The organism is Pseudoduganella sp. R-34 (assembly GCF_049904655.1).
Taxonomy (GTDB): Bacteria; Pseudomonadota; Gammaproteobacteria; order Burkholderiales; family Burkholderiaceae_D; genus Rugamonas.
Genome location: NZ_CP184572.1, coordinates 4,594,086 through 4,608,604, shown reverse-complemented (window position 1 = coordinate 4,608,604; position 14,519 = coordinate 4,594,086). Strand labels below are relative to the sequence as shown.

Annotated in this window: 17 protein-coding genes and 2 pseudogenes; 13 read left to right on the top strand and 6 right to left on the bottom strand. The window is 58.0% G+C overall.

Annotated features, from left to right (window positions below; translation table 11 throughout):
• Positions 1–126 precede the first annotated feature (126 nt).
• The 6 genes from ACN9MW_RS20905 to ACN9MW_RS20880 all read left to right on the top strand — a co-directional run bounded on the left by ACN9MW_RS20905 (position 127) and on the right by ACN9MW_RS20880 (position 4,237).
• Positions 127–552 carry an SET domain-containing protein-lysine N-methyltransferase gene (locus ACN9MW_RS20905; protein ID WP_426162453.1) on the top strand — a complete coding sequence of 142 codons (426 nt, stop codon included), beginning with the start codon at positions 127–129 and terminating at the stop codon, positions 550–552.
• Between the two features lie 137 nt (positions 553–689).
• Positions 690–866 carry a hypothetical protein gene (locus tag ACN9MW_RS20900; RefSeq protein WP_426162452.1) on the top strand — a complete coding sequence of 59 codons (177 nt, stop codon included), beginning with the start codon at positions 690–692 and terminating at the stop codon, positions 864–866.
• Between the two features lie 22 nt (positions 867–888).
• The gene (locus ACN9MW_RS20895; RefSeq protein ID WP_426162451.1) at positions 889–1,206 is read left to right on the top strand and encodes a hypothetical protein; all 318 of its coding nucleotides are present in this window, start codon (positions 889–891) and stop codon (positions 1,204–1,206) included.
• Between the two features lie 368 nt (positions 1,207–1,574).
• Positions 1,575–2,213, top strand: coding sequence for a hypothetical protein (locus tag ACN9MW_RS20890; protein WP_426162450.1), 639 nt, complete (start codon positions 1,575–1,577; stop codon positions 2,211–2,213).
• Between the two features lie 26 nt (positions 2,214–2,239).
• The gene (locus ACN9MW_RS20885) at positions 2,240–3,424 is read left to right on the top strand and encodes a DesA family fatty acid desaturase (protein WP_426162449.1); all 1,185 of its coding nucleotides are present in this window, start codon (positions 2,240–2,242) and stop codon (positions 3,422–3,424) included.
• 561 nt (positions 3,425–3,985) lie between these two features.
• Positions 3,986–4,237, top strand: a complete 252-nt coding sequence (locus ACN9MW_RS20880) for a hypothetical protein (RefSeq protein ID WP_426162448.1) — start codon at positions 3,986–3,988, stop codon at positions 4,235–4,237.
• A 67-nt stretch (positions 4,238–4,304) separates the two neighbouring features.
• On the opposite strand, the gene tnpB is transcribed toward ACN9MW_RS20880, so the two are convergent.
• The 4 genes from tnpB to ACN9MW_RS20860 all read right to left on the bottom strand — a co-directional run bounded on the left by tnpB (position 4,305) and on the right by ACN9MW_RS20860 (position 8,316).
• Positions 4,305–4,808: an IS66 family insertion sequence element accessory protein TnpB gene (gene tnpB / locus ACN9MW_RS20875; RefSeq protein ID WP_426172264.1), complete on the bottom strand. Its 504-nt coding sequence runs from the start codon at positions 4,806–4,808 to the stop codon at positions 4,305–4,307.
• 132 nt (positions 4,809–4,940) lie between these two features.
• A complete protein-coding gene (locus ACN9MW_RS20870; protein WP_426162447.1) occupies positions 4,941–5,126 on the bottom strand; it encodes a transposase in 186 nt (61 codons plus the stop codon).
• A 374-nt stretch (positions 5,127–5,500) separates the two neighbouring features.
• Positions 5,501–6,856, bottom strand: a complete 1,356-nt coding sequence (locus tag ACN9MW_RS20865; protein WP_426162446.1) for a S49 family peptidase — start codon at positions 6,854–6,856, stop codon at positions 5,501–5,503.
• 323 nt (positions 6,857–7,179) lie between these two features.
• Positions 7,180–8,316: a sensor histidine kinase gene (locus tag ACN9MW_RS20860; protein WP_426162445.1), complete on the bottom strand. Its 1,137-nt coding sequence runs from the start codon at positions 8,314–8,316 to the stop codon at positions 7,180–7,182.
• A gap of 459 nt (positions 8,317–8,775) precedes the next feature.
• Between ACN9MW_RS20860 and ACN9MW_RS20855 the strand changes: the two genes are divergently transcribed.
• A complete protein-coding gene (locus ACN9MW_RS20855; protein WP_426162444.1) occupies positions 8,776–10,080 on the top strand; it encodes a hemolysin family protein in 1,305 nt (434 codons plus the stop codon).
• 960 nt (positions 10,081–11,040) lie between these two features.
• On the opposite strand, the gene ACN9MW_RS20850 is transcribed toward ACN9MW_RS20855, so the two are convergent.
• Together ACN9MW_RS20850 and ACN9MW_RS20845 are read right to left on the bottom strand one after the other, a co-directional pair.
• On the bottom strand, positions 11,041–11,331 hold the full coding sequence (locus tag ACN9MW_RS20850) for an HU family DNA-binding protein (protein WP_426162443.1): 291 nt from the start codon (positions 11,329–11,331) through the stop codon (positions 11,041–11,043).
• 438 nt (positions 11,332–11,769) lie between these two features.
• Positions 11,770–12,105 (bottom strand): response regulator, encoded by a 336-nt coding sequence (locus ACN9MW_RS20845; RefSeq protein ID WP_426172262.1) that lies wholly within the window; start codon positions 12,103–12,105, stop codon positions 11,770–11,772.
• On the opposite strand from ACN9MW_RS20845, the pseudogene gspG reads away from it, so the two are divergent.
• The 6 genes and pseudogenes from gspG to ACN9MW_RS20815 form a co-directional block, all read left to right on the top strand.
• Positions 11,995–12,234, top strand: a pseudogene (gspG, locus tag ACN9MW_RS20840) (type II secretion system major pseudopilin GspG); the annotation flags it as partial. The gene ACN9MW_RS20845 and the pseudogene gspG sit on opposite strands and share 111 nt — an antisense overlap.
• Positions 12,203–12,691, top strand: coding sequence for a GspH/FimT family pseudopilin (locus ACN9MW_RS20835; RefSeq protein WP_426162442.1), 489 nt, complete (start codon positions 12,203–12,205; stop codon positions 12,689–12,691). The pseudogene gspG and the gene ACN9MW_RS20835, both read left to right, overlap by 32 nt.
• On the top strand, positions 12,691–13,053 hold the full coding sequence (gspI, locus tag ACN9MW_RS20830; protein ID WP_426162441.1) for a type II secretion system minor pseudopilin GspI: 363 nt from the start codon (positions 12,691–12,693) through the stop codon (positions 13,051–13,053). The genes ACN9MW_RS20835 and gspI overlap by 1 nt, the downstream gene beginning before the upstream one ends.
• Positions 13,050–13,433 carry a PulJ/GspJ family protein gene (locus ACN9MW_RS20825; protein ID WP_426162440.1) on the top strand — a complete coding sequence of 128 codons (384 nt, stop codon included), beginning with the start codon at positions 13,050–13,052 and terminating at the stop codon, positions 13,431–13,433. The genes gspI and ACN9MW_RS20825 overlap by 4 nt, the downstream gene beginning before the upstream one ends.
• Positions 13,434–13,521: 88 nt before the next feature.
• Positions 13,522–13,905 (top strand): annotated as a pseudogene (locus ACN9MW_RS20820) (type II secretion system F family protein); the annotation flags it as partial.
• Positions 13,902–14,426, top strand: coding sequence for a type II secretion system protein N (locus tag ACN9MW_RS20815; protein ID WP_426162439.1), 525 nt, complete (start codon positions 13,902–13,904; stop codon positions 14,424–14,426). The pseudogene ACN9MW_RS20820 and the gene ACN9MW_RS20815, both read left to right, overlap by 4 nt.
• Positions 14,427–14,519 lie beyond the last annotated feature (93 nt).

Here is a 14,519-nt window from a genome sequence, read left to right as displayed (position 1 = left end):
CGATCGAAAGGCCCATAATAGGCGTGCCATGGTGCTGCAGCATTACCGCCGAACATTGTGATGTTTTCTACGGCGGAGCCTGGCCGTTGCACGCGCGATGCATGGAAAGCGGGAGGTTCTGTAGGTATGACGAACATCAAGGCTTGTCTCGGCTACATCAAGGACACGGGCTCCTCAAAAGGCAGGGGCGTGTTCGCTAGTCGGCGGATATCGACTGGTGAACTCGTGGAAGCTTGCCCTGTTGTGCTGCTTTCCCCGTACTGGGCTCAGTTTCCCGAGGAGGTAAAGCGTTTGTTGTTCAATTGGGGACATTTGACAAAGGGGGAACCCGCGGGTTGCTTAGCCCTTGGTTGGGGCAGCATGTACAACCACGCCAATCCCGCAAATCTGAGGTACGTTGCGCTTGCTGAAGAGCAGCAGCTCCATTTCATTGCCGCCCGAGACATCGAAATCCATGAAGAACTGACCATTAATTACAATCATACTGGCGGCAATGTCAGCTCGACGGATGACGTTTGGTTTCGCAAGCATGGTGTGGCATTGATTTCTTAGTCAGCCATGCGGTCGTCGCATCAACGCAGATGCCTAAATTTTAGGCGCGAACTGTAACTTAGCTGTCGGACAGGCGTCTCGCTGGCGTCCCCGACTTCTGATGTATATGGTAACTCGGGCGGTATGCTGGCAAATTCATGCTGGCGATGCAGGAATGTGGCCATGCATTGGATGAGTATGCATTCCATGACCTCTGGGTGGCGAGTGCGGCGGCGGACGCGGTGTCCTTCGCCAAGGCATGGGGGCGGGAGTGGATCGACGACTATCTCCAAGAGGCCGACGCATGCGCCCGTTTAAGCGTACACTCAGTGTGAGTCACCAAGAAGGAGATCCGTCATGAAAGACTCTGTTCCGGAATTCTCCTTCCGCGGCCTACCTTTGAGCGCCGAACAGGAATCTGAAATTCAACACTACATTCATCAACGGGAAAGGCGCGGCTTGCAGCCAGACGTTGAAGAACTGCGCGCCATGGTGCACGACATGCTGGCCCCCCCCGCTAGCGAGAACCCAGGTGAGCGAGCCGAAGCGGAAGGCGCACATGCCGACGCCGAACGCGCAGCCGGCCTGGTCGATAACGGCGGCGACCCGATCGCCGCGCGCGAAGAACGTACGGCTGCCCATGAGGCTGAAGCGATGAAGCATTCAACATCGTAAGGGGGGGCTGCGGGTACTGCTCGGTGGAGAGACAGTAATGTTCCGCCGTCGACACACCGATGGTGCATGAGAGTGTCGACTAGTATTGCAAGCAATGTGTATTGGTGCGGGCGATGCCTAAATCATTAGGTGAACGTCGCTTGTGAGCGTATAGTGGGGAACAGGTACCCAGCCAACATTCCCAATTTGTGCCGGTCTTCCTCAGCATTGCAGCGTGACAGCGCAATCGCGTCAAAGCCCCTCAACGCCGTGAAGTGGTGTTATGCCTGCGCCTGGCACGCTGTCGGTGTGCCGCGCCGGAAAGGTGGGCCCGCTCGTTGCTACCGCCTTCCGGAGTCTGTTCCTGAACGCGAGCGAAGGAGTGTACCATGCGCCAACATTCAACTTCCCGGTTCCAGGGGTGGAAAATCCTGCTGAGGTGGGCCGAATTCAGGTGCCAGGACGGCTCGCTGAAGTTCGCGTCAACCGCCATCCTCAAGCATAGGGCGCCGATGGTGGATTGCACGAGGCTGCAATGGCCGGACAAGGTGACGCGATCGATTGTTTTTCCGGAAGACGCATTCAGCTCCTGTGAAGACGCCAATACCGATGCGATGGCGAAGGCCCAGCGTCAGATTCTGGTAATGAACGGGAGCACGGATAGCCGTGGGAGAAAGATTATGGACAGTGCGGACAATACAGATGCGCGCCAGCAGTCCGATGAGAGCTTGGCTGCGCAATATGAGATCTCGTTCGATGGGAAAAGGTACGCATTCCGGCAGCACCGTTACGTCGTGTTCCAGGATGCCTTGCGCTATGCGGTCGCGGAACACGCCAAAGAAGGCTTCTTGCGCGACGAGGCGTTCCAACCGAGCTGGGTGGCCGCATACCGACCCACTGACGAAGACGAAAGCACGATGAGACTGCATGGTATTGACTTTATCGAGGGCCACTTCCTTTACGGCGGCTATCGATACGGTCAACTGTGTGACGCGGTCGCGTTTGCCGCCGAACATCCGAACTTGTAGGGCCGTGGTCGCGAAGGAGCTCCGGTATGGAGCAGTATCTGCAATGGATGGCCGAAGGATTGCTTGCGCTGAGCTGGTGGCAGCTGCTGCTGATCGGGCTGGTGACGACGCATGTGACGATCGTCGCGGTGACGGTCTATTTGCACCGGTGCCAGACGCATCGCTCGCTGACTTTACGCCCGCTCGTGGCCCATTGTTTCCGCTTCTGGCTATGGCTGACGACAGGGATGGTAACGCGGGAGTGGGTGGCGGTGCATCGCTGCCATCACGCCCATTGTGAAACCGAGAAGGATCCGCACAGCCCGGTGGTGGTCGGGATCAACCAAGTTCTGTGGCGCGGGGCAGAACTGTACCGGGACGCGACAAGTGACCCCACGCTGGTGGATCGCTACGGCGGTGGGGGACCGGCTGATTGGCTGGAACGACGGATCTACGGCCGCTACACCTGGCAAGGCGTCGGCTTGCTGCTACTGATCGAACTGGTCTTGTTCGGGGCGCCAGGCCTGACGCTGTGGGCTTGCCAGATGATGTGGATTCCGTTCCTGGCCGCCGGGGTTGTCAACGGCTTAGGGCACTGTGCCGGCTACCGCAATTACGACTGCAAGGAAGCCGCCACCAATATCGTTCCGTTTGGCCTGCTGATTGGCGGGGAAGAGCTGCATAACAACCATCACACGTTTCCGACGTCTGCAAAATTCTCGGTTCGCTGGTTTGAACTCGATATCGGCTGGGCCTATATCAGCCTGTTGCGGTGGTTGCGCCTGGCAACGCTGCGCCGGCCACCAGAGCGCTTGAGGCGATGCGCGGGGCAGTTCGTGCCGACTCGGGTGACCTTGAAGCTGGTCCTGGGCAATCGTGCGGTATTGATGCGCGAGCTGACAGTCCTGACTTTGGACGTGTTTCGGGCTGAACGCATGGGACTGGCGCAGTTGATCCCCCACGCGGCGTTGGTCCAGACGAAGCGTCTGCTGCGGCGCGCACCGTGTCGGCTCACCAGAACGCAGAAGGTGGAGCTGGAACAGGTGATCGTACACAGCACACGACTCAATACCATGCATGTGGCGCGGCAGGCGCTGGAGAAGTTATGGGAACGTTCGCCGGCAACGCAGGAAGAACTCCTGGCAGTCCTGCAAACCTGGTGCGTGGATGCGGAGCGCTCCGGTCCGCGCCCCTTGCAGCGATTTGCCCGACAATTGGCGAGTTATGGGTAGTGATATGAATCTTGCATTGATCCACTCAACGGCGTGCCGGGAATTGCTCAATGAAGGAGACCTGGAGGATGCGGTACGCTATTGCATCGCCCAAGGCATTGAACCACCGGTCCCGCCATGCACCAGGCTCTCCACCGACTACGAGCGGTGTGTGGACGTGGCAAAGGAAACCTTGTCGGACTACGGTTGGTGGGAGAAACGGCTAAAGGTCCGCAGTACGCGTGAACGCAGGCAGGCTGAAATGCAGGAACACTCACTTGCGAAGTCCCGGTCGCCCTCCGGTGCGGCCACACGCTGATGCGATCTTTTACGCCAGCTGGCGCCGGCCTGGCGATGTCTTGGTGAGATGGGTCCCGCAGTGCTCCAGCGTACAAGGAATGATTCCAAGGTACGCGGGCCTAACGTACATCGTGTGCCGTGACGGATGCATTCAACCCATGTGGCAGTCGCGTGGCGGCTGCGCTGAGACGCAGGGGGCAGGTGCTCGATAGTGCGAGCGTGGCGTTCGACGAGCGCCAGAAGTCCCGCAGCAATGGGCGCGACGTCACGAAGGAGCCGGATATGCAACGCTATCGTGGTTACGAAATTGACTGTTCGACCGTCAGGGCGACTTTGGGCAAGCCTAGCGCAAAATGGTACTGCCGATTGAGCATCAGGAAAGTCGGTGATCCAATTCCGACGCGATACCAGGTTACAGTGATTGCCTGGACCATGCGCTCGGCGAGTGTGCTCGGCCTGCATCGTGCGAAGGAACGCATCGACGATGCGCTCGGAATCGAATTGCCTGCTTGGGATCCTCCCCGTGTTCAGTGACCAGGTTGTAGGGCGCAGCCCTGGTCAATGCGAAGTGCGGTAGCACTGTGTTCCGGGCCTGCCGGTGTTACCGATCGCGCGAAGAGGGGGCGTGACGTAACGCTGTTTGCGGACGAAAGACGTGCGTCGGGAGGTGTCGGCATGCGATTTCTATCGGGGCGAGTCTCTGCTGCCAAAGCGCGACAACATCGCTAGCAACTCTTCTAGTGCTACGGGCTTCGTCAGGCGGGATACCTGCGTGCGTGTGCCATGGCTTCTCGACTACCGGGGCCATCCCAACCGGTCCATGCAACAATGGGTAGTTCTGCGCATTGAGGAAGGGCATGCATGGCAGTCGCGGTTTCACAGCCGTCCATGTCAGGCATTTGAATGTCGAGGAACACGCTTGCGGCCAGATGAAGCGACCGCGCTCCAGACGCTTCGCCAGTAAGCATAAGCCGTCGCCGGTCCACCACAGCAGCTTGATCAAGTCGCCGCGCCTGCCACGGAACACAAACACGTGGCCACTGAACGGGTCTTCTTCCAGGGCCGTTTGCATTTTCGCCGCCAAACCGTTGAAACCGCTGCGCATGTCGGTGACGCCTGCTGCGAGCCAGACCTTCGTACCCGCTGGCAGGCCGATCATCGCAGCACACGCTCCAATACTTGTATCAGTGTGGCGGCGTTGGATTGGCCTTCGATGCGCAAGCGCACACGTCCAATTTCAAGAGTGATTGTTCCGGTCGCAGCTTCCGATTCCGGCACCCGTTCCTGCGTCGCTACGACCACCGGCAGCAATTCGCTGGACTGCGCAGGCGCAGCTGCTACAAGCTGCGCCTGCTTCGTACAGCTTCCTCCAAGTGAACACCTGGTTCGCATTGACGCCATGCTCACGCGCCAGCCGCGGCACCGACACGCCGGGTTATAAGGTCATCTCCACGAGTGCGCGCTTGAACTCCAGGGAGTGCTGGCGATATTTGCCGCGTGGCCCGCGCTGAATGACTGGTTGAAAATTTGTGTCCATGATCAAATTTGTGGGCACAAATGCTGTGCCAAAATTGGATCATGGCCGGGCGTGATTGATGCGTCCAGACGGTGCTGGCAAGACGCTTGCAGCGCGAACACGGTCTGGGTGCCCACGGCGGCTGTCAGCGGATCTTGTGGATAGGTGCACTGCTCAGACGTGGGATCCACCGCCGCGTTGTAGACCGTCACGGGGTGGTCCGTCAATATGAATTTCACATCCGAGTCATGTGCCGACACGATCTCCCGCACACCCTCGACTCACATTGTGCAATGCATCAGGCGCAAAGCCTGCATCTCGACCATCAGGTCGACTTGGCCCAAAGAGCCGTAGCATGAGCGGATCCAGTCAAGGCCTTTGGGCGCGCGCAGCTTCTGCGCTGCCATGTATTCAAAGAATTCCTGGAACGAATCGTGTACATCGGCGTGATCCCCACGCACGAACGCGCGGACTGCTTTCGCCCCCTGGTCGTCAATGGTACCAAACAAAAACTTCTCCACTTCGCCGTTGACGATCGAGCCGAAATGGGTGGTGTACAAATCGTACTCAAAGAAGCACCTGTTCGGGCCCCATTCGTGGATCGCAGTACGCGGCACTTGTCGACCACCATGCACTACCTTATCCTTGGGGAACAAGCGCACGCCAGCCCTCCCAGCCTGCAGCCAATATGCCAGGCCAATCATGGATCCGCCGGCAATTGGCACGAACATGGCCGTACCTCCAAGGCCCATGAGTTCCTTACACGTAAGTCGCGCCACAAGAACGTTGGGGCCAACGACTTCTGTGGCTGCGGCAGCGCCTACTCGAGCGTCGCTGACGGCCGAAAAGATCGCTCCCACGAACCGGCTGCCGAGGCTAGCGAACCCTTCACCACGTGGGCCAAAGTTGAACTCCTTGAGGTTTGTCTGTGCACCAACGACCGTCTCCATCGTTCCGATCTCGTCGACGAGGCCAAGCGCCTTCGCTTCCATCCCGCTCCATACTTCACCGGTACCGAAGTCTACCCCGGCCTTCAGATGCCGCCCTCTTTGCTGCTGCAGACCCTGGACAAACGCGCCGCCGACCTTGTTTGCAAGTTCAGTTGCCTTGGCGTCCGACTCGTTTGTCAGCGGAGTAAAGGGATTCAAGAATGCCTTCAGGCGACCCGAACTATAGACACGCTGCGATACCTTCAGTTGAGCGATCGCCTTATCTAGCTGCCATGGAGCGAGGATCGCGCCGATCGAGCCAACCAGGCTGTACTTTCCCGCGACAATACGATCAGCGTGCATGGCCGCCATGTAGGCTGCGGATGCACCCAGATTCCCGATGACCGCGGTAACTGGTTTCGGGTACTTTTGTTTGTAAGTGACGATCGCGCTGATAATCCGCTCTGCTTCGACCGGTGCTCCGCCACGGCTGTCGATTTTTAGAACTTGCTTTACGCGAGTGTTCTTAAACGCAGCTTCCAATGCCGGCACGATCTTATCGGCTGAAGCCAACGCACCGTGCTTGATCTCACCTTTGATTTCTACAACGCCGATGACATCACCAAACGGGCCGAACGAGAGGCCGGTCGCCGTCGCGAAATTCATAGCGGCGCCCGCTAGCGGTCCGATGATCAGAACTGATTTCAAGGCCAGATTCCATCTGTGCACGGAGCGCCGTTCCGCGTCTGAAATATCAGCAGGGGATTTTTGCATTGCGTTGTGTCGGAAAGCGAGCGATTGCCGAGCGCCTTAGTACCGCGTTCAGCTGACAGTTGCCCCGAAGCGGAACTTAGAAGTTGGAATCCCGTGGCACGAACATAGAGCGTGTTGGCGTGTGTCAGCGGAGTCATGGCGCCTTCGTTGCGAGCACATCATTCACCGTTTGGCCACGGTGTCTGCCATGGGGATTTTCTAGGCGAATGTAGTGTTTTACGTCCGAGGGAAACCGGGTCCACGAGTTGGATCATCGCTTACTTAACGCTGTCAGTTATGGCATGGCGTGGCAGTGTGACAGTGAACACGCAGCCAACATTGGGCAGATCGCGGACGCTCAGGCGCCCACCGTTCGCCACGACGAACTGCCTGGCGATCGTCAGGCCTAACCCGAGCCCCGAGCGATCGGCGCCGCCTTGTTCAAAGGGTTGGAACATGCGTTCGGCCAATTCGGCACCTAGCCCGCCGCAATGGTCGGATACTTCAATTAGGACATTGTCATTGACAGCATGGCAGGTCAACGTGACCTCGGTGTGCGGATGCGTGAACTTGAAGGCATTCTGCAACAAGTTCACGACGGCCGCCAACAGCATCGACCGATTGCCCTTTATCGCCAATTCCGGATCGACTGGCATGATCGTCAGCCGGCACTGCTTCGCAACTGCCGCCAAAACTGATGCTGCTTCGATCTCTGCGGCAAAGTCTGCAACCGAAAAGATGTCCCGCATTCCGTCCAGGTGCTCATTGCGCACGAGTGAAACGGTGGTTTGAATCAGGCTGTCTAAGCCGTCCAGGCTGCGGTCCAAAATTCCTCCAGTTGCCCCATTCAGGTTGAGGTTGCCAGTCCGGCAGGCCGTATAGGCAAGTTTGGCGGTGCCAAGCAGGTTGCGTAGCTCGTGGACAAAGAAGCCCATCCGCTTGTTTTCTTCGGCATTGTGGCGGCCCGATTCAATGAAATCATGCTGCAGGCTAAAGGCAGTGACTGCATAGGCAATCGCATTGTCGAGGCATCGATTCAAGGTCCTGAATTCGTCGACGGCAAACGGGGCGTCGCGCTCGACCGCCAAGTCGGTGATCGCTTGGCACAGATCGCCATAGTTGTGAACCACTTCGTCGACCGTAAAGCCCAGTGCGAGCATGTCCTGACCGTGCAGAGTCGCCGATGCCTGAACCTCAGTGCGGGGCAGAGCGGGTTCCAGCTTGACCGAGATTGTTTTAGTCTGGAGCGTGCTACTTGCTTGCTCTGACCTCAATGTATAAATCAACTGTTCAAGAAACATCGGGACGCCATTTTGCAATTGCTCGGCTGTCGCGGAATGTTCACGTGTGGCGACCTTTGCTCTGCAGCGATCGACGAGTTCACTGCGATTGTTGGACAGGAATTCGTGCAGCATCTCTGGCTCCCTACCGCACTTATGGCCCAATCGAGCACACAAACGTCGGGCGGCAAGACTTGGTCAAGTGCGATCGACCAAGAATTGAAAATGATTTCTGCTTTATCAGTATAGATGGGAAACCCAGCAATGATAGTGACCGAATCACCGGACACTCTGGGCGAAATTCTCCGACGCCAGCACAGCATCATTTTAGGAAGCCTTTTCTTTAACAAGATGAGCGAGGCGTAGGTCCCTCCGATCTCGTCAATGTGATCGTTAATGCAGTGGTAAGGTCAATGTACCGCTAGCTACGCAAACGGGGCACCAGACATTGCCTGGCTAGGGAGTAGGGATGATGTGTCAGGCGCGTTAGAATGACCGAGCAGATTGGGACTGAAAATTCTGCCGCCAAGCCGGATCGCAATTGATACCTCGGCAGGTTTGCTTAGTGCACTTATGGGCATGAAAGGGGTAACAATGGAAATTGCTGTCCTTCTCGGGCTCATTCTGCTCAATGGTCTGTTCGCGATGTCCGAGGTTGCGTTGATGACGGCGCGCAAAGTCCGGCTCAGCAAACTTGCAGAACGCGGCGATAACGCCGCGCAGGCAGCCCTGCAATTAGGCGCTGATCCCAATAAATTCATGTCCACAGTACAGATAGGCATCACGTCGATAGGTGTCCTGAATGGTATTGTCGGCGAAGCGACCCTTGCCCGTCCGTTTGGCCAATGGTTGATGTCTCTCGGCATCACCTCCGCCTGGTCCAACAATCTGTCAACGGCTCTGGTCGTCCTCACAATCACCTATTTTTCGATCGTGCTGGGCGAACTAGTTCCCAAGCGCCTGGGCCAACTGAATCCAGAGCCGGTAGCGCGTGTCGTTGCACGTCCTATGCTGATTCTGGCAGGGATCGTCAAGCCATTTGTCAAACTGCTTTCGGCATCCACTCAGCTGATATTGCGAGGCTTGGGCGTGCGACAGGCTGGTCCACAGACGATCACGGAAGAGGAACTGCACATGATGCTCGAAGAAGGATCTGAATCCGGTGTTATCGAAGTCCAGGAGCACCAGATGGTGCGTAATGTCTTTCGTTTGGAGGATCGCCAGTTGGCGTCCTTTATGGTACCGCGCAATGATGTCATCTACTTTGACCTTGATGACGAGCTGGTGACCAATATGGCGCGCTTCGACAATTGCGAACATTCCCGCTTCCCGGTACTCAGGGGCGGCTGGCATCAGGTAATTGGAATCGCCAGCGCGCGCCAAATGCTTACCCAAGCAAGGCAAGGTGCCCAACTGGACTTGGGAGTCCATCTTCAGTTGCCCGTCTTCGTTCCGGAAACATTGACGGGCATGGAGCTGCTGGAGCACTTCAAGCAGACTGGCACCCACCTCGCGTTCATTGTGGATGAATATGGCGAAGTACAAGGTATCGTGACGCTGCAAGACGTTTTGGAGGCCATTACCGGCGAGTTCAAGCCTCGGTGCGCGGAAGACAGTTGGGCGCTTGTCCGTAGGGATGGCAGTTGGCTCCTAGATGGATTGATTCCGGTCCCCGAACTGAAGGACCGCCTGGCACTTCAAAGCGTGCCCGAAGAGGAAAAGAGTCGGTATAACACCCTCAGTGGCATGATCATGCTTCTGCTCGGGACTATTCCGCGAACAGGCGACATCTGTCACTGGCAGGGGTGGGATTTCGAGGTGGTTGACTTGGATGGTCTCCGCATCGATAAAGTATTGGCCACTCGACACCCGCTCGCGTCCCGCGAACATACTGAGTAGCTTGGTGCCTGACGCGGTGCCTGGTCAGTGGCTGGCCGTGCCGAACGCCGAGATGCAAAGTCTTCCGGTGGCCTTGTTCGATTCGAAAGGGCAACCATGCAAGGGGACTATGGATATGCTATCTTGGTGCCGTCGGATCAGATTGGAGTTGGATCATGTTAGTTCCCACGGAACGCCGACAACAGCGAGTGAAGACAACCGTCATTGATCATGCCATTGACTTGGTCTGTACGCATGGCTTGTCTTATGCGTCAACATATCTTCGCAATCAGAAATTCGGCGACGAGACAATTGCGCGTGTGCTGAGTGGTTCCCAGGATCAGCACCGGAAGCATGACTGTTCGGACCAACATGCTGAACTACCATATGCGTCAGAATCGCAAGAATCCGATAATGCTGTCGTGCGGCAACTTAGCTATAGTTCGCGCTCAGGAAGCGGTAATTCACGCTGATGCAATGGAAGTGTCTTGCTTCGCTATTTCTAAGGCTTTAAAGGCCCAATCTCCCTGCTTGCTTGCAAAGAATTGAAGGCAAAGTAGGAATCATTAATGAGATGGGCGGCAATTCAAGGCCCAGCTGGGATTTCTGCGCGATGAAGTTGGCGCGCTAAAAAGCAAGATAAAGGGCACTAGAAACGCCCCCGCGACCACCGGCTGTCAAATCATCTGAAGTGCAGAAAACATCGCGGCAGTGCTTCACCGCCAAAGCTTTCGCTACCATGCGCCGTGCGCGGTCGATTAGGACTATCCCTCGCAGAAATGGGACGACTCATTGGCGCGTCTGACCCGTCTGTGCACAAGTGGGAAGATGGCGCCGCCGTTCCGCGTTTGAAATTTCAGCAGGCAATCTTTGCATTGCGTGGTGTCGGAAAGCGAGCGATTGTACGGCATCTTGGTATTGCGTCCAACTGACAGTAGCCGGCTGGCGCCATTTCCCTGGAGGCGAATTCCGCGAGTCGAATCAAGTGCGTTGGCAATTCTTGATTAACGTGGAATCCGGATGAAACACCACCACCCGCCTGGCACACACGGTGCATGGCGCCATCGTCCTCGGATTCCTGCCTGGTCTCGCAGCTTTTGCGAGGATCCTAAACTTGCCAAATCCTTGGAGTGAGACCTCTTCTCCCCGCTCGAGCGCGAGTGCAATTTCTTCGAAAAGGTTTTCGATGAATTTTTGTGCATCCCTCGAAAAAGTGAAGCCGGTTGCGGACTGGAGAGAGGCGGACAGGTCGACGCGAGTAATCGTATGCATGCAGTCCCCATTGCTTTCACATTCTCGCGCAATTGAAATACCAAGTTGCGCTTATGCCTCTTCAGCTAAGCGTTCAGCGGTAGTAGAGATGGATCGAGTGGCGCATCTTGGAACTACTTAATTTCGGTATGGATCTCCCGGATACTCTCTGCTGTCTCGATAACGGTAGCCGTGGTGATAGTAATTGTAGTTGCCGTCTCTCCGGTCATAGCTTCGAGAGTGGTACCGTCCCTCGACACCGTAAAGTGGCGAAACGACACAGCCACTTAAGCTGATGACAGCGCTGCATAGGATAATTAGCGTCTTCATGATGACCTCCATTCAGGTTCACTAATTTTCTTGTAGCACGCAGTCCGCTCTTAGTCTGTACGGCAAGATACATATCAAGAGACAAGTGCATTGATACCCCGTAGCGCAAGGATGGTGTGAGGATCACCGTCAACTGCGATCGGTGAAATACCCAACCCTTTGCAGAAGTTGGCCATGATCAAATGGCTTCGCAATGTAGTCATCGAACCCGGCGTCCAAAATGCGTTCCCGGTCGCCAGCCATGGCCAAGGCCGTTACGGCAATCAGTGGAATGGCGCGCGTTGTTGGGTGTGCGCGTAGCATCTTTGCTGTTTCGATACCGTCGACACCTGGCATGTTGATGGCCATGAGTATCAGGTCTATCCGACCACGGAACAGGGCCTGCAAGCCTTGATGACCAAGCCAACCGCCGGCCCAGCGGCCAACGGCTGGAAGGCCCCGTACCTGGAGAAGATGCCGAAGGATCCCTGGGGCAATCCGTACCAGTTCCTGTCCCCGGGCGTGAAGGGGGAAGTCGATGTGTTCTCGTATGGGGCCGACGGCCTGCCAGGCGGCACCGGCGATGATATTGATATCGGCTCCTGGGAAATCTGAACGCTCAGGCGGCTTTACGCTGATCGAGTTGCTGGTGGTGCTCGTCATCATCGGCATCACGCTCGGCCTGACCGTGATGAATGTCGCGCCGTCCCAGGCGCAGGCCATGCAGAAGGAAGCGCAGCGCATCGCGCTTCTGCTGCAGCTGGCGCGCGATGAGGCGATCGTGCGCAACCGGCCGATCGCCTTCGAGGCGGCACCGGACAGCTACCGCTTCCTGGTGCGCAACGACAGGACCTGGGAGACCCTGCCGCAGGATGACCTGCTTCGCGAGCGCCCATTCGAGCTCGGTCCCGTGACCCTGGTGCCGGACCCGCCGATCAATGTGTCCGGCACCCTGCGCATTGTCTTCGGCCGCGAGCCGGTCGACCGGCCCTTCGTGCTGACCATCGCTAGCAGTGACCTGCGCGCTTCCATCCGCGCCGACGGCGTCGGCCATTTCGTTGTGGACCAATAATGCGGCAACGAGGCTTCACCCTGCTGGAAGTGCTGGTGGCGCTGCTGATTGTCGGCACCGCACTGGGCGCAGCCCTGCGTGCTATGGGCAGCCTGACACAGAACAGCGAAAATCTGCGCACCACCATGATGGCCACTTGGTCGGCCGAGAACCGGCTGGTGCAGGTGCGCCTTGCCAAGAGCTGGCCGGCGCCGGGCAAGACGTCCTACGAATGCCCGCAGGCCGATCTGCATTTCATCTGCGAGGAAGAAGTGATCATCTCGCCGAACCCGCGCATGCGCCGGGTCGAAGTCAGCGTGTTCGAGGCGGGCGCACCCGATCGGCGCATCGTCAAGCTAGTCCAACTGGTGCTGCAGGAATGAAGAATACGTGCGGCTTTACCCTAGTCGAACTGCTGGTCGCGATCACCGTGCTGGCGATCGTCGCCGTGATGGGCTGGCGCGGGCTCGACGGCATCGTGCGCTCGCGCGAGCAGCTCACGCAAAACATGGAGCAGACGCGCGGCATCCAGCTCACGTTCGCCCAGCTGCAGAGCGACCTCGAGCAGATTGCCGACAAGCCGCTGTTGCGCGAACACCAGAACATCCTGGCCGATAATTCGCGCCTGGTCTTCATCCGCACCGTGTTGTCGGAGAATGCAGCGTCCCAGCTGCAGTTAGTGAGCTACATCATCCGCGACGGTGTGTTGTCGCGCAGCGAGTCGGCTGTCACGCGCGAACTGGTGCAGCTGGACGCGCTGTGACAGGCGGCGATCGGCCAGTCTGGCGCGCAATCGGCGGTGGACCTGCAGACCGGCGCGAACGCCATGGAAGTGCGCGTGTGGGAGGCCGGGCGTGGCTATCCTGCGCGCACTGGAAACCTGCCGCGACACGCTGTCCAACGTGGCCATGCGCCAGCTGGTCGAGCAGGCCAGCGATTCGGTGCGCGAAGGCGCCAGCCTGGCCCGGTCGCTGTCGGCGCAAAAGCACTTTCCGCCGATGCTGATCCACATGATCCGTGCCGGCGAAATCACCGGCGAACTGCCGGCCATGCTGGACCGCGCCGCCAGCGCACAGGAATCGGACCTGGAGCGCCGCACGCTGACCATCGCCGGCCTGCTGGAACCGATGCTGATCCTGGCGATGGGCGTGGTGGTGCTGCTGATCGTGCTGGCCGTGCTGATGCCGATCATCGAAATCACCAGCTCGTGCGCTGAACCTGGAGAATTGAATTGAAACGTTTGCCTTTGATCTGCAGTGTGGCCGCCGTCGTGGTGCTGTCTGCCTCGCTGGCCTATTGGGGCATGCAGCTGTTCAAGCCCAAGCAGCGCCCGATTGCGGCGGTGCCGGTGGCGCAGGCGCCGGAAGCGAACATGGACGCTGCGCGTGGGCTGTTTGGCGGGAATACCGCGCTGGCAGCCGTCAGCAATTACCAGTTGCGCGGCGTGGTGGCCGATACCCGCGGCCGTGGCAGCGTGGCGATCATTTCGACCGACAGCCAGCCTGCCACGGCCTTCCCGGTCGGTTCCGAGGTGTCGCCCGGTGTCAGCGTGAAGGAAGTGCAGCCGCGCCATGTGATCCTGATGGAAGGCGGGGTGCAGAAGCGCCTTGACCTGATGAATGATCAGCGCGTGAGTTCTGTCGGCAAACTAAATACCGCGTCCGCGGAGGCGCGACCGGGCGCGGGAGGACTCCCGCCGGCGTGGCAGCCACATGAACCTCGTTACAACGCATTGTTTACCGGCCAGACCATTTAGAAAAGACGGACGTTAAACGGTCCTGTTTTTATCACCCGCTGGAAACTTGCCATAGAGCCTGGGCCATACTCGATTCCGAATCAAGCAGGGCAC